This is a genomic window from Burkholderia puraquae, assembly GCF_002099195.1.
GTDB lineage: Bacteria > Pseudomonadota > Gammaproteobacteria > Burkholderiales > Burkholderiaceae > Burkholderia > Burkholderia puraquae.
The window spans coordinates 125,535-139,741 of sequence record NZ_NBYX01000005.1 but is presented as its reverse complement, the minus strand read 5'-3'; the positions used below and the strand labels follow the sequence as shown (position 1 = coordinate 139,741).

Here is a 14,207-nt window from a genome sequence, read left to right as displayed (position 1 = left end):
ATCAGCCGTGCGTCGACGCCATGTACGACGGCTGCGGCTGCGCAGGGCCGTCCCCTGTCGGCAGCTTCGAATGGCTCGCGTCTTCGATCAGCCTTCCGACGGTCGGATCGATCGCGTCGGTGAACGGCTTCGGATCGATGCCGACCGCCAGCACGACCAGTGCGAGCGACGCGAACATCACGATCTCGCGACGGTTCAGGTCGACGAGCTTCGCGATCCGCTCGCTCGCGACCTTGCCGAACACGACACGCTTGAGCATCCACAGCGTGTACGACGCGCTGAGGATCAACGTCAGCGCCGCGATGGCGCCGATCCAGAAGTTGAAGCGAATCGCGCCCATGATGACCATGAACTCGCCGACGAAGCCCGACGTGCCCGGCAAGCCCACGTTGGCCATCGCGAACAGCACCGTGAAGGTCGCGAAGCGCGGCATCACGCCCGCGACGCCACCGTACGCGGCAATCTCGCGCTGCTTCGTGCGATCGACGAGCACGTTCACGCACAACAGCATCGCGCCCGCGACGAAGCCGTACGACACAAGCTGGACGATCGCGCCTTCGACGCCGATCCGGTTGAACAGGAACAGCCCGAGCGTGACGATCCCCATGTGCGCGACCGTCGAATACGCGAGCAGCTTGCCGAGATCGGTCTGCGCGAGCGCGATCAGGCTCGCATAGACGATCGCGAACAGCGACAGCGCGATCACGGCCGGCGCAAAGAAGTGGCTCGCATCGGGCGTGACCGGCAGCGCGAAGCGCAGGAACCCGTAGCCGCCGAGCTTGAGCATTGCGAGCATCAGCGCGGCGCCCGTCGGGCCGTCCGTGTAGACGTCGCTCAGCCACGTGTGGACCGGCCACATCGGCACCTTGACCGCGAATGCGACGAAGAAACCGAGGAACACCAGCAACTGCGGCGCGAAGCCAAGCTGCAGCGTGCGCCACACGGCCATGTCGAACGTATGCGACTGCGCGTACAGGTACAGCATCGCCATCAGCAGCAACAGCGAGCCGGCGAACGAGATGAAGAAGAACTTCACGGCCGCGTACACGCGACGCTCCCGCCCCCACGTGCCGATCAGCAGGTAAAGCGGGATCAGCGTCGCCTCGAAGAAGATGAAGAACAGCAGCCCGTCCTGTGCGACGAACACGCCGACCATCAGCCCCGACAGGATCAGGAACGACGCGTAGTACTGCGCGACGCGCACCGTGACCGACTCCCACGACGCCACCACCACCACAAGCGTCGTGAACGCGGTCAGCACGACGAGCCACAGCGAAGCGCCGTCGATGCCGACCCGCCATCCGGAATTGAACGCCGCCAGCCAGTTGCGGCTTTCGACGAACTGCATCGCAGCCGAGTGCGCGTCGAAACCGGCGACCAGCGGAACGACGGCCGCAAGCCCCACCAGCGCGCCGACGAGCGCGATCAGCCGCGTTCGACGTGGATGATGGTCGGAACCGGCGCGCAACAGGCACGCGCCGAACAGGATCGGAGCCCAGATGGCCAGGCTCAGGAAGGGGAAATCATGCATGTCAACAAGGCCTTGATGAAGTCGCGCACTGCATCGGGGACAGGCGAGACGAAAGGAACGAAATCAAATCGACAGATAGATTTCGTGAATCGCCAGCGTTGGCAAAATGTAAAGCGGCATCAGCGGAAAACTTGACGCCACTCAAACGCGATCGGGTTAACCAGCATAAGGCGATTGATTATTTTCTGCATCGCAGCAGAACATCGATTTTTGCCGCCGCTCTATATCGCTGATTTTTATGAGTAATATTTCGTATTGACCGACAACGCAGATCGCAAAAATCGACGCAGTGCCGCATTTTTGGCGTCGGCGAACCATTTCGAAGGGTCGGAGCAAGCTGATTGACGCCCGGTGGGAAGGCAAGTGCGCGGCCCTTGAACCTTACAATATATCTTTCATTTTTATTTCATCCCGCCTCGCTCGACGCAGGTCGAGCGAATGGTCGCCCCATTCGCGCGCTTCATGCTCCCGATCGCGCCGCGGATAACTCCGGCGCGCCCCCTATGCGCATCGTCATCGCGCGATCATGGCCGTGTCGCTCGGGAAAATGGACGATGCGGCCGTCACGCACGGATTGGACCGGTGACGACGCGAACGTCATTGCATCGACGATATGGCGCGCGTCGATCATCCCGCTTGCAGCGGGCAGCGCCGACTCCGATGCGGGCATCGCGACGATCGCATCGTAGCCATGCACGACAATCCCGCATCGCGGCGGGTCGAACACGACGGCGGAGAACGGGATCAAGCGTGAGCAGCAAGCGCCCTGCTCCATCGCGACGCGCTGCGTGATGATCACGCGGCACTTGTGCAGGGAGTTGCTGGCGCTCGCCATCCACGCGCATACCGTCGACCGTCGCATACCGGTCACCGTGCAGACGTGCGTAACGCGCGTGGTTGTCGATAAGTCCGTCGACGGGTCGATGAGGGAAGAGAGCCGGAACGGAATGCAGGCTTGCCAGAAGCAGCACCTGGAGTCGCTGCCGGACGATATGCGACGTGTCGCGTACCGTTGCCGCTCGAGCCGGGCAACACGCGCCCGATTCCGCCGGCGGACAAGATCCAGCCGCATCGCGACTCGAGCGCTCGGCGCGCGCGAAAAAGAAAAAGCCCCGCAAGTCCGAGAACTTGCGGGGCTTTGTCACCGCTTTTGGCGGAGACGGAGTCCGACCGACCGCGGTGCTACCAAGCAAGATCAAGGCAATACATTCCTTTAATTTCAATATGTTACGCAACAACATCGTTCATTCGAGCAACATTGAATTCCGATCGATTCGCGTCTAGGGTATAGGTACAGGTGTACGTTTCCAGGGTGTCAGATGAATCTAACCGTAGGGCAAATATCGAAGACCCCGACGAAGCCGGGGCTGCTTGGCGATGGTGGCGGTCTATACCTGCAGATTCGTGAGCAAGCCGATGGTGACTGGTCCAAGACCTGGGTGTTTCGGTACCGCGACCGGGCGGTCGTAGGGAAAGACGGCAAAGGCAAGCTGCGAACCGTTGGCCTGGGCCCGCTTTCGAAGGTGCCGCTCAAGGCAGCCCGCGGCAAGGCCCATGAGCTCCGCAAGCTGCTTGATCAAGGGGTCGATCCGCTGCGGGCCAAAGACGCGGCCAGAAAGCAGGCCGAACTGGCCGCGGCAGCTGACCGAACTTTCGACCAGTGTGCAGCCGAATTCCTTGCCGACAACCCGAAGAACGGAACTGCGTGGCAGAACACGCTCGCGACGCACGTCAGCCCCGTGATCGGCCAACTGCCCGTCGCGAGCATCGACACACCCCACGTGCTCAAGGTGCTGAAGCCGATATGGTGGGAGCTCAACGAGACGGCATCTCGGGTCCGCAGTCGGGTGGAAACAATCCTCGGGTACGCCACAGTCCACGGTTACCGCAAGGGCGACAATCCGGCACGATGGAGGAACCACCTCGCGCTGGTGCTGCCTGCGCCCGCCGACGTCCAGCAAGAGAAGCCGCAGCCGGCCCTGCCCTACACCCGTATCAACGAATTCGTGGTCGCGTTGCGCCAGCGTCCCGGGCTCGCTGCTCGTGCGCTGGAATTGCTGATTCTCACTGCCGTTCGAAGCGGCTCCCTGCGCGCCGCCACCTGGGACGAATTCGATCTCGAGCACGCGGTGTGGACGATTCCCGCCGACCACATGAAGGGAAAGAAGTCGAAGCGCACGGAGTTCAAAGTACCCCTGCCAGCACGCGCGGTTGAGATCGTCCGCGACCTGGCGCGACACAAGCAGGGACCGTATGTGTTCCCAGGCACCGAGCCAAACGAAGAGATGTCAGACGCTACGTTGCTGGCGGTCATCAAGCGCATGAACGGCGAAAAGCTGAAGGATCCGCCGCCGCCGATCTGGGTCGACCCGAAGCAGGACAATCGGCCGATCGTCGTGCACGGCTTCCGCTCGACGTTCAGCGATTGGGCGGCGGAGATGACTGCCTGGCCGCGCGATCTGCGCGAGATGGCACTCGCGCACACGATCGATAACAAGGTGGAAGCCGCCTATCGCCGCGGCGACCTCTTCGAAAAGCGGCGGCGCTTGATGGACGAGTGGGCCGCATATTGCGAAAGCCACGCGCCCGCGTCGGCGGACAACGTGCACGCGATTCGTGCAGTTGGGTGATGTTACGAAAATCGCAACTCGTTTTAAAAAGCCCTTGCCCTGGCTAAAACGTGCGCTCTAAGATGCGTTCATGCCTCGCGTTGCCTGTCCGAGCTGAAGGATAAGGCGGCCGGTCGCCATCAATCTCATACGCCAGAGATTATCGCGAGGCAGCCAGACATATCTGACCTGCCGCCCCCAAGACGCTCCGATAGCGAAGCCGACCATCGGCCACGCATCGGGGCGTTTTCTATTTCCGCCGCCGTTCGCGTCCGCCGAGGTTCTGAATATCGAACCTTGAAGGAATTCCATGAAGATGCTCTCTTCTGCGCAAGTGCGCGCAAAGCTTGGTGGCGTCAGCAAGACGTGTTTGTATGACTATGTGAAGCGCCGCGGCTTCCCCGGTCCCGTCAAGCTTTTCGAGACACGTTCCGTCTGGATCGAGTCTGAAGTCGACGCTTGGCTCGAGGCGCGCATTGCTGAACATCGCGCGGCCACTGCCGCCGGCGAAGTGCCTTTCTCCGTAAAACGCTCGCAGCGAGCACTCGCTGCGCAACATGCGGAGGCGTGACATGACCGAAAAGAAAAAGGACCGACACGCCCTGAATGCGTATCGGCCCCAACAAAAAACAACCTACGGTGATTCAGATTCTATTCGTTGTACCGACGATGTGCAATCCATCCGCCGTTGCATCCACCAGTGGATGATCTATGGGTTGCCGCCGGAGGTCGACGCACTCGACGTTTCGACCTGTGACGTTCCCGCCGGTTGCACTGAACTCCACCTGTTCATCGGCCGATACCGCTTCGACATCAGGATTGCCGGCTGGCGCCCTCTCGTCGATGCGATGCTGGATTTTGACGAACTCGCATGCGTCTCGTCGGACGAAGATATCGAGCACATTTCGCGTCGACGTCAGGATCCGCGGAACTGGATGCGCGCCCTCCCGCCTACGGTCGAGGTTGCTATCGACGCCTGGAAATTTCGCGACGGCGTAAAGGGGGCTAAATGAACCTGCGTGAGCAAGCCCTTTCCCTCGCACAGCATCGTGGGTTCAACGTGTTTCCGCTCGCACCCGGGTCCAAGAAACCGCCGTACGGAAGTAACGGATTCAAGGACGCAACACGTGACGCGCACCTCATCCGCCAGGCGTTCAGCACGGACAATTTCAATATCGGGATCCGGTGCGATGTGTGCAACGACACGAGCATCTTCGTGCTCGATATTGATGGGCCTGAAGGTGAAGCCGCGCTCGCTGATCTCGTCGCGACCAATAAGCCCCTGCCCGCAACGCTCGAAAACAAGACGCGCCGCGGCCGGCACATGATCTTCTACGCAGCAGGCCCAGTTGGCAGCTCGGTATCGAAGGTCGGCAACCACATCGACGTGCGCGGGCACAATGGCTATATCGTGGCGCCGGGTTCGACCGTCGACGACTACACCTATCACTTCGTCGACCCGCACAAGCGTATTCAGCGCGCGCCGGAGTGGCTGTATCGGCTCGTACGCAGCGCCGGGACAGCCGCCGAAGCGGCGCCCGCCGATCGCACGCCACTGCCCGGAGTCGACGCCGATCGCGCGCAGCAGCGCGCCATTACTTACTTGGCGACGGCCCCCGTGGCAACCGAGGGCGAAGGCGGCGACACCATAACCTACAAGGTGGCGGCCAAATTGAAGGACTTCGGCGCGACACAGCAGCAGGCGGTAGAGCTGATGCTTGAGCACTGGAACGAACGCTGCAATCCACCGTGGGACACCGATGAACTGTCGGCCAAGGTGGCGCATGCGTTCAAGTACGGTCAGGAGCAGCCGGGCAGCATGGCGGCCGAAGCCGTGTTCGAGAAAGTCGAACAGCCGACGAAACCGACCATGCCGCCCCTCTACGTGACGCGCGTGGCGGATGTGCAGGCACGCCCTATTGAATGGCTGTGGCCCAGCGTATTCGCGCTCGGCAAGCACAGCATCATCGCCGGGCAGCCCGGGCTCGGCAAGTCACAGCTGTCGATCTATCTGGCTGCGGCAGTGAGCGTGGGGGGCACGCTGCCTGACGGCTCGAAATGCCTGCAGGGTGACGTAGTGATGCTCACGATGGAGGATGACGTCGCGGACACCATTCGGCCGCGCCTGGAAGCCGCCGGCGCCGATCTGAATCGCGTCTACGTGCTCGACGGCGTGCCCGCGAAGCTGAAAAACGGACAGGATGGGATGCGCGCCTTCGACCTGACGAGTGATGTCCCACTGCTCGGCGAATTGGCCGACAAGCTCGCGGACTTGCGGCTGATCATCGTCGATCCGATCAGCGCCTTCATGGGCGAAACGGACAGCCACAAGAACGCCGAGGTACGGGCCGCGCTGTCCATGATCTCGAAGCTGGCCGAGTCGCGCCGCGCCGCCCTGTTGTCCATCAGCCACTTGAACAAATCATCCGAATCGAATGCACTGAGCCGCGTGACCGGCTCCGGTGCGTTTGCGGCGCAAGCGCGCGCCGTCTACATCGTGGCGCGTGATTCGGACGATGACACGCTGCGCACAATGAGCCCTGCCAAGAACAATGTTGGCGACGATCGCACGTCGTTTTTCTTCACAGTCGAAGGCGTGACACTCGGCAGCGGCATCGCCACGTCGAAGGCAGTGTGGCAAGAACGCACCGAAGAACGCAGCGCAGATGAAGCACTCGAGAAAAAGAAAACACGCGACACAGACACTGCCGTGAGTCGGGCAGCGCGATTCATTCACGAGCAACTGCAGGACGGGCCGAAGCCCGGCAAGGAAGTGCAGTCAGCCGCGAAAGATGCGGGTATCAGCGATAAGACGCTGCGCCGTGCACGTGAAGCGCTGGGCGTCCTCACAAAGAAGGCTGAAGGTTCGAAAAACGGTGAATGGATGTGGATTTTGCCGGGCTCAACAGCTGAGTTAGCCAGGGCAAAAACAGCCGGCGACATCTTCAACTGATTACCGATGCGTAGTTTCATAGGCCGCCTTCGGGCGGCTTTTTCACGGTCGCGGCACCCATACGCCCGACACATGGGCAAGTTGGGCAAGTTGACCGCAAACCCTTGCTGGTATTGATACCCACGTGTTGACCATCCTGGGCAACCCGATCGGCGAACCGTGGGCAAGTTGACGACCACGTGTTGCCCTTCGTTTTCGTGTTGCCCGTGAACTTGCCCACCCCCATGACAGCCATGGGCAACACGTAAACACACCACCACACAAGGGTTAGAGAGAGTGTGTGTGTCGTGTTGCCCAACTTGCCCGCCAATCTGGTACGACCCACCCGGGCGCTTCGCCGGGCATCCTGCCGCCCAACGTGGTAGAGGCTGGCATTGCGCCCGCAAAGCACGCCCCGTGCGCGAGGCGGCCTGCGCATCGTTCTAGGCCGGTACGACGGAACAGCCTTCCACAAGCGGTGGCCGATCGGCAAAGCGCGCCGCGCCGCTGGCTTTGTTACCTGCACCTGTACCCACACATCGATGCGCCGAACGCGACCAGTGTGCGACCAGCGAGCGCCCTGCCCTGACCGCAGCGTTGACGCACAAGCCTGTCCAGCCTACGGCTCTCTGATGCTTAATCAAACGCTCTGCCCGTTCGGGTTGCAAGGGCGCGCCGCCCGCCGCACCTTCGACGCTGGGGCATGCCAGCGGGCGTAGATGGGACCCGAAAGCCGACAGGGGGATGGGCGGTGGGGCGGGGCCAGAATTCGGCCGGCCGCGTGCATCGTCGGGGGCAAGTCCCCGCGCGATTTTAGATTTCATCCTGACGGCGAAAAAATTTTGTCAAGTACTCCAAAATTTTTCTTGTTTACGGGGCTGCAAATCGGCATAATGAATCCAGTGAAAGTTGTTTATTTTCAATGTGTTACGAAAATCGTAACAACCAAGGAAACCGCCGATGTTCGGAAAGCAAACCCCGGAAAGGCTCGAGCAGACAATCGCTGCGCTGTCTCACGAGCAGCAGGTTGCCGAGCAGGCCGCCACGGCAGCGCGAGGCGCCTATGCCGAAGCTCTGCTGGAGGACGGCGTTGGCTCGCCTCGGGTCGCTGCCTTGCTGCGTGAGGCCGGCGACGCTCGAGAACGTGCGGACGCATTACGCGGCGCGCTTGCTGTCGCGCAGCAGCGTCACGGCGAAGCGGTGGCCACTGCCCAGGCCGCAGCGCTGAAAAGCCGCAGGAAGGACGCAGCGCGCCTTGCTGCGATTCGGGCCGACAAGATGGTCACGGTTGCTGCTGCGGCGGCTGTGCTTGCGGACGCGTACCGGGAACTCATGAAGGCGAACACCGACCTACACGTAGCACTCGACGGTACCGCGCGCATCGACCTGGAGGCGGCGCACTTGGGTGAGGCGCAGCTCGCAGGCGACGTGCGAACCGAGCTCGCGCGCCTTGGCTGTTCGTGGGCAACGCTGGTTCCGGAACCGCGCCTTGTTGAGGGGCTGGATGTGAAGGCAAAACGCATCGGTGCGTGGCTGCAGACGACTCTGGGAGCCGCGTGATGGACGACATCCAAACGACTGGCACGGAAAGCGCCGAGCAGACGATGGCATCGGCGCTTGTTGACCGCGGCGTGTGGACGCGTGAGCAAGCGGATGCGATGCTGGCCGCGGATGCGGCGGCCGGCCCTGATCAGAGTTTCGATCCGCCCGTCACCGCGCCCAAGTCCGCCGCCCCGCCACCGAGCGTCGACCCGATCGACGCTGCAGTGTTCACCGGTCCCGGCAACGCTGCGGCGTACAACTTCGGCGCCGTCGAGTCCAACGTTCAGGTTGACCAGGCGCAGGACATGGCGGTCCGCCAGTTGTTCGTCAGCGAAGGCGTGCCGGCCAGTATCGGCAACGAGATCGGCCGCTTGTGGAATGCCGCTGCTGCGAACCCTCCCACCGCCGAACAACGCAACGTAGCGACACAGCAGGCGGAGCTCCTGCTTCAGCGCCAGTGGGCGAACGACTACGACACGAATCTGAAGGTGGCGCAGCAGGAAGTGCAACGCATGGCGAAGGCCAATCCGAACCTCCATGACATGCTCGAGGTAAGCGGGCTCGGTTCCAACCCGTGGCTCATCACGACGATCTTCAACTTGGCGAAGGCTCGGGGACGCGCATGAATTGGTACTACCCACGTTGCCAATTCCACGGCGGACGGCTTGAACGTACTGGCCTGCTGGCTTTTTGCGGTGCGCCGTCGGTTCCGGGGTCGTCGTATTGCGGCCTACACCACAAGAGCGTATGGACCCCGATGGCAGATCGTGTCAGCGAACGCGTGGGAGGCTAAGCGTGCCGCGTATTGTGAGGCTTAACGACCGTCATCTGAAATACATCGACGGCCGGATCGCGGGCAAGTCTGGCCCAGTGGCGGCGCGCGAAGCCGGATTCAGTGAAAGCCGGGCCAGTGACCTGGCGCGCAATCCGCTGATCGTGGCAGAACTCGAGCGACGCCGCGCCGAACTGCGCGAGAAGGCCGGTTACGACTTCGATGCAGCGATGAAGGAACTCGCAACGGCGGCCGCGTTTGCGGTGCAGACGAAGAACGCAACGGCACTCGCTAGAGTGACTGAGCTGCGCATGAGACTGGCGGGCCTTATGAAGGACAAGGATCCGAATGCCGGCGCCGGAACTGTGACGTTCGTCATCAACGGAGTTACACCGCAGGCGCCCCGCGCGGAGATTGCACACAATGAATAACCGCGTCGTCTCGTTTGAGCCCCCTGGCCCGAAAGCCCGCGCTTTCATGGAAAGCATGGCCGACGTGCGTGTGCTGATGGGCCCCGTCGGCTCGGCTAAGTCTTCCACCGCGGTAATGACGATCCTGATGTTGTCATCCCTGCAACCGATCGGGCCGGATGGAAAGCGCCGCTCACGGTGGGCGGTGATCCGCCCGACGTATCGGGATCTGGTGGGCGCGACAATCAAGACATGGCAATCATGGCAGCCGCACGACTTCGGCCGCGTGACTATGGGCTCACCGATCGTCCACAACATCAGCACGGTGGATCTGGAAATCGAGGTGCTGTTCTTCCCGCTCGACCGGCCGGAAGATGCGGAGAAGCTGCGCTCGTTTGAGTTCACGGGCGTGTGGTTCGACGAGGTATCCGAGGTTCCGTTCGAGATCATCCAGGCAGCGCTCGGGCGTGTCGGCCGCTATCCGAGCGTGCGCGACGGCGGGTGTTACTGGTCGGGTTTGCTGCTCACGTCGAACATGACCGACCCCGACCACTGGGTACACGAAAAGCTGATGAGCTGCCCGAAGTCGTGGGAGTTCTTCATCCAGCCCGGTGGTATGGAGCCCGACGCGGAGAACGTGGTTAACCTCCCGCGCGGCTATTACCAGCGCCTGCTCGACTCCAACGACGAGGATTGGTGCCGCCGCTTCGTGCATGCGCAGTTTGTTGCGCAGCGGATCGGTAAGGTGGTGTACCCGGCGTTCCGGGACACCTTCCACGTTCCACAGAACGACATCATGCCGGCGCCGAATCTTGGCGTAGTGCTCGGGATCGACTTTGGATTGACACCGGCGGTGGCCTTCCTTCAGCAGCAGCCAGACGGCCGCGTGGTCGTCTTCGATGAATTGGTGGCGACCGACGCGGGTATCAGCCGGTTCGCCAAGACGCTCGACACATACTGGAAGCAGCACTACTCGCACCTGACCGTGATTGGCGCATACGGCGACCCCGCGGGCAGCGCGCGCAGCACGGACACGGAGCGCACCGCGTTCGACGTCCTGAACGCCAACACACCTTGGCGGTGGCGCCCTGCGCGAACGAATGAGATCACGCTGCGCACGGAGGCCGTGACGTTCTTCCTGGAAAAGGCGGTGGACGGATATCCAGGCTTCCAGTTGTCACCCAAGTGCAAGACGTTGCGCGGCGGGTTCAATGGGAAGTATTGCTTCCAGCCGGTGCAGTCGGGCAACGGCACACAATTCCACGATACGCCGACGAAGAACATGTACAGCCACATTCAGGACGCGCTGCAATACGGCGTACTTGGACTGGGTGGCGCGGAGCTGGCGGTCGGCAAAGAACGCCGGCAGGGTCCGCGCACACGACAGGCCGCGGACGTCGACTACTCCCTGCTTGGTGATGATCGTCAACCCGAGCGCAACCCGATGAAAGTCGGTGTTCGCTGGGGCGAGCCGTCGCGCGAAACGTACCGGAATGAACGTGAGAATCGCGAGCACGTCGCACGTTCCACCGATTACGACATCTTCGACTAAGGAGTCCCATCGTGCGAGCTGATTCACAAGTCTATGACCTTGGCGACGGACTGTCGGCCACCGGTAACGGCGTCGCAATCCGCGGCGGCTACTACACTTTTCTGGCAGATGGTATCGCCGGCGGCGCAACGATCAGCCTTCAGATTCAGCATCCGGACGGGACTTGGTGCGACGTCGGGGCGCTGGCAGGAAATGCGCCTGTCAAGACAACCACCCTGCCGTTCACGGTTTCGCCGGTTGTACTGCCGGCGTGCATCGTGCGTGCGGCCATCACCAGCGGCGTCGGGGTGTCCGTGAACGCATCGTTGGCCGGCATAGGCTAATTGGGGGGTGCGATGAGTGACCAAGACAACATGCCTGATCAGGAAATTCCGTCAGGCCTCGCTCAGATCAAGCAGTTTCGAGCCGCAGGATTCAACTCTGACGAAATTGAAGACTGGCAAACGAAGCAAATGAGGCAACTGCATTCTGCAGGATTTTCGACGGACGAGGTCGCGGCTCATTTCGGAGTGAGAGTCCCGCGAGACACCTGGCCAGCGACGTCGACGCGGAACAATGAAATGAGTGTGGGCCAAGCTATTGACGCGGGCTGGCAAAGCTCTGTCACGGGGCTTATATCCCGCGGCAAGGCGCCGGATGTTTCGATGCAACCCGGCCAGCCTTGGTATAAGCGCTTTGCAGCCAACGTCGCGCAGTTCGCCGGCGACGCGCCGGCTGCTATGGTAGGTGCCGCGGGCGGTGCCCTGGGTGGTTCGGAAACCGGCCCTGGTGCGGCGGTTACAGCTATGGCTGGAGCATTCGCCCTGCCTACAGCATTGCGCATGACCTTAATGGATGCTTATGTGAAAGGCGACTTTAAGTCACCTTCTGATTTTTGGGATCGGTTTGAACCCATTCTTGGCGAAACTCTGAAGTCCTACATAACAGGTGCTGCCGCCGGCGCTGCTACTGGAGCCGTTGGAAGTGCGTTAGCGCAATCAGCGCCTGCCGTACGATCGCTTGCACAAAGCGCAGCAACTGTAGGGACGGCAACTACGGTTGGAAAAGCACTCCAACCGAACTCATCGCAACGATAGTTTTCTCTCAACCTGGAGCCCCCAATGGATAAGGCCCGCAGCACGTATAGGACACGATATGACAGTCCAGTCTTCAATCGCGCGGGCAGACTACCGCGGCAACGGCGCTACTACGCTATTCCCAGTGCCGTTCTACTTCCTGGATAACACGCACATCAAGGTGCTGCGCACCGACACCAGCACGACGCCGCCGACCACGGCGATGCTCGTGCTCAACTCCGATTACACGGCGACCGGAGCGGGCGTGGTCGGCGGCGGATCAATCAGCACGACGGTCGCGCCGACCGCCACGCAGACGCTCACCATCCTGCGTAACGTGCCATTCACGCAGCTGGTGCACTACGTCCCGAATGATCCGTTTCCCGCAGCAACGCACGAGCAGGCGCTTGATCAGCTGACGATGGAGTTGCAGCAGCTGAACGAGATCGCCGGGCACGCCATCACGTTCCCGACATACGAACCGCTGCCGCCCACACTGCTGCCGGCGGCCCAGCGCGCGGGGCTGATGCTGGGCTTCGATTCGAACGGCAACCTCACGTATATTCCGCTGCCCGCGTCCGTGGGCGCGGGCGATCTTCGCAACGAGTCATGGACCGCTGGCGTCGATTACACAATCAATTCTTCCACGACGGTTACGCTGTCCCGGGGGTACGGCTCCAAGGGGAATCTCGGCACGGTGGTGATGGATGGCGTGGCGCAAGACCCGGCCACGTATAGCCTGATCAGCAATGGCACGCAGCTGCAATTCAATGCGGCGATTCCTGCCGGCCGCGTGTGGTGCATTGGCGGCACGACGCTTTCCATATTCGCGCCTGCCACAAAGTCCGTGGGGGATTCACAGATCGTCGACGGAAGGTTGCTCCCGTGGAGCGACACGACCGCCACGTATCACATGGTGCATTCCGGTGCCGGCACGATCCCGGTGTTCCAGACCGATTTCACCGAAAGCTTGTCGCCGGGCGCTGGGGTGTTTGTGGACGGCGTTGTGGTCAACCACACGCGTACGAATGGTAACGGGCACCGGCAAGCGTTCACCGCGCAGATCACCAGCAGCGGGGCCAACACCGGCGAATTCCTAGTCGGTTCGTGCGGGTTCGGGTTTCTGCAGAGCGGATCCGGAAACGTATCGGGGATGAATGCTTATGCGCAAGTTCTCGCTGCCGCAGCCGCCACGGCCGAAATGGTCGGCTTCGAAGCAAATACCGACGCGCAACGATCGGTGGTGCGCAAGACAGGCATTCAGATCGTCGACGTTTCCACGAGCACCGCGGACGCGTCCGTGATCAGCGCGGGGCTATACATCGTCAAGCAAGTAGGCGGCGCCGGGTGGCAGAACGGCATCCAGTTCGGGGACGACAGCAACCCGACCGGCATGGCGCCCACCGCTGTCGATTTGATTCGTCTCGCGGGGTCTACGGGTAGCGTGCCCTTGGCTCGAGGCATTGATTTTCGCGCGGGCAATTTCTCCGGGCCGGCCATCGATCTTCCCCCTAACTCGGCGCTTGCTTTCGGTGGGGGCGCTAGCGGGACTATCGGATCGGCGGGAACGGTCCAGAGCGTTACCAGCACCGGCGGCCCCGTTCTTCAGTTCGGGAACCAAGCCGTGGCGATAGTCGACAACGCCCTTACGGCGCAGGCCTTCAGCGTCCTTACTACACCCGGCAGCCAAAGCGTGAGCGTGTACATGCCGGGCGTTGGGTTGCGGCAGCTTCAGGTAGGCGCGGCCAATAGCGGCGGTGCCGGATTCCGTTCTGTTGTGTGCCCTAATTGACAGGGAGAGGAC

At 61.9% G+C, this 14,207-nt stretch carries 13 protein-coding genes; 11 read left to right on the top strand and 2 right to left on the bottom strand.

Annotated elements, in window-relative coordinates; all coding sequences use genetic code 11:
• Position 1: 1 nt before the first annotated feature.
• Both B7G54_RS12040 and B7G54_RS38570 read right to left on the bottom strand, forming a co-directional pair.
• The gene (locus tag B7G54_RS12040) at positions 2-1,531 is read right to left on the bottom strand and encodes a complex I subunit 4 family protein (RefSeq protein WP_085039311.1); all 1,530 of its coding nucleotides are present in this window, start codon (positions 1,529-1,531) and stop codon (positions 2-4) included.
• A 460-nt stretch (positions 1,532-1,991) separates the two neighbouring features.
• Positions 1,992-2,603 (bottom strand): hypothetical protein, encoded by a 612-nt coding sequence (locus tag B7G54_RS38570; RefSeq protein WP_133059162.1) that lies wholly within the window; start codon positions 2,601-2,603, stop codon positions 1,992-1,994.
• A gap of 247 nt (positions 2,604-2,850) precedes the next feature.
• Here B7G54_RS38570 and B7G54_RS12030 point away from each other — a divergent pair, with 247 nt between their 5' ends.
• From B7G54_RS12030 to B7G54_RS11985, 11 genes are all read left to right on the top strand, one after another.
• Entirely contained in the window at positions 2,851-4,161 is a 1,311-nt protein-coding gene (locus B7G54_RS12030; RefSeq protein ID WP_085039309.1) for a tyrosine-type recombinase/integrase, read from the top strand.
• A gap of 289 nt (positions 4,162-4,450) precedes the next feature.
• On the top strand, positions 4,451-4,711 hold the full coding sequence (locus tag B7G54_RS12025; protein ID WP_085039308.1) for a helix-turn-helix transcriptional regulator: 261 nt from the start codon (positions 4,451-4,453) through the stop codon (positions 4,709-4,711).
• A gap of 1 nt (position 4,712) precedes the next feature.
• A complete protein-coding gene (locus tag B7G54_RS12020) occupies positions 4,713-5,153 on the top strand; it encodes a hypothetical protein (protein ID WP_133059161.1) in 441 nt (146 codons plus the stop codon).
• Entirely contained in the window at positions 5,150-7,093 is a 1,944-nt protein-coding gene (locus tag B7G54_RS12015; RefSeq protein ID WP_085039306.1) for an AAA family ATPase, read from the top strand. Before B7G54_RS12020 ends, B7G54_RS12015 begins: the two co-directional genes overlap by 4 nt.
• A 939-nt stretch (positions 7,094-8,032) precedes the next feature.
• Positions 8,033-8,632, top strand: coding sequence for a hypothetical protein (locus tag B7G54_RS12010; RefSeq protein ID WP_085039305.1), 600 nt, complete (start codon positions 8,033-8,035; stop codon positions 8,630-8,632).
• Entirely contained in the window at positions 8,632-9,240 is a 609-nt protein-coding gene (locus B7G54_RS12005) for a hypothetical protein (protein ID WP_085039304.1), read from the top strand. The genes B7G54_RS12010 and B7G54_RS12005 overlap by 1 nt, the downstream gene beginning before the upstream one ends.
• A gap of 169 nt (positions 9,241-9,409) precedes the next feature.
• Positions 9,410-9,817 carry a terminase small subunit gene (locus B7G54_RS12000; protein WP_133059160.1) on the top strand — a complete coding sequence of 136 codons (408 nt, stop codon included), beginning with the start codon at positions 9,410-9,412 and terminating at the stop codon, positions 9,815-9,817.
• The gene (locus tag B7G54_RS11995; protein WP_133059159.1) at positions 9,810-11,348 is read left to right on the top strand and encodes a hypothetical protein; all 1,539 of its coding nucleotides are present in this window, start codon (positions 9,810-9,812) and stop codon (positions 11,346-11,348) included. Before B7G54_RS12000 ends, B7G54_RS11995 begins: the two co-directional genes overlap by 8 nt.
• An 11-nt stretch (positions 11,349-11,359) precedes the next feature.
• Positions 11,360-11,671: a hypothetical protein gene (locus B7G54_RS11990; RefSeq protein WP_085039301.1), complete on the top strand. Its 312-nt coding sequence runs from the start codon at positions 11,360-11,362 to the stop codon at positions 11,669-11,671.
• Positions 11,672-11,683: 12 nt separating this feature from the next.
• Positions 11,684-12,424: a hypothetical protein gene (locus tag B7G54_RS38565; protein WP_133059158.1), complete on the top strand. Its 741-nt coding sequence runs from the start codon at positions 11,684-11,686 to the stop codon at positions 12,422-12,424.
• Positions 12,425-12,482: 58 nt separating this feature from the next.
• Entirely contained in the window at positions 12,483-14,195 is a 1,713-nt protein-coding gene (locus tag B7G54_RS11985) for a hypothetical protein (RefSeq protein ID WP_133059157.1), read from the top strand.
• Positions 14,196-14,207: the final 12 nt, after the last annotated feature.

Coding starts and splice junctions, on each gene's coding strand:
- B7G54_RS12030 (WP_085039309.1), top strand. CDS start 2,851: ATGAATCTAACCGTAGGGCAAATATCGAAGACCCCGACGAAGCCGGGG.
- B7G54_RS12010 (WP_085039305.1), top strand. CDS start 8,033: ATGTTCGGAAAGCAAACCCCGGAAAGGCTCGAGCAGACAATCGCTGCG.
- B7G54_RS11995 (WP_133059159.1), top strand. CDS start 9,810: ATGAATAACCGCGTCGTCTCGTTTGAGCCCCCTGGCCCGAAAGCCCGC.
- B7G54_RS38570 (WP_133059162.1), bottom strand. CDS start 2,603: ATGCGGCTGGATCTTGTCCGCCGGCGGAATCGGGCGCGTGTTGCCCGG.
- B7G54_RS12040 (WP_085039311.1), bottom strand. CDS start 1,531: ATGCATGATTTCCCCTTCCTGAGCCTGGCCATCTGGGCTCCGATCCTG.
- B7G54_RS12015 (WP_085039306.1), top strand. CDS start 5,150: ATGAACCTGCGTGAGCAAGCCCTTTCCCTCGCACAGCATCGTGGGTTC.
- B7G54_RS38565 (WP_133059158.1), top strand. CDS start 11,684: ATGAGTGACCAAGACAACATGCCTGATCAGGAAATTCCGTCAGGCCTC.
- B7G54_RS12025 (WP_085039308.1), top strand. CDS start 4,451: ATGAAGATGCTCTCTTCTGCGCAAGTGCGCGCAAAGCTTGGTGGCGTC.
- B7G54_RS12005 (WP_085039304.1), top strand. CDS start 8,632: ATGGACGACATCCAAACGACTGGCACGGAAAGCGCCGAGCAGACGATG.
- B7G54_RS12020 (WP_133059161.1), top strand. CDS start 4,713: ATGACCGAAAAGAAAAAGGACCGACACGCCCTGAATGCGTATCGGCCC.
- B7G54_RS11985 (WP_133059157.1), top strand. CDS start 12,483: ATGACAGTCCAGTCTTCAATCGCGCGGGCAGACTACCGCGGCAACGGC.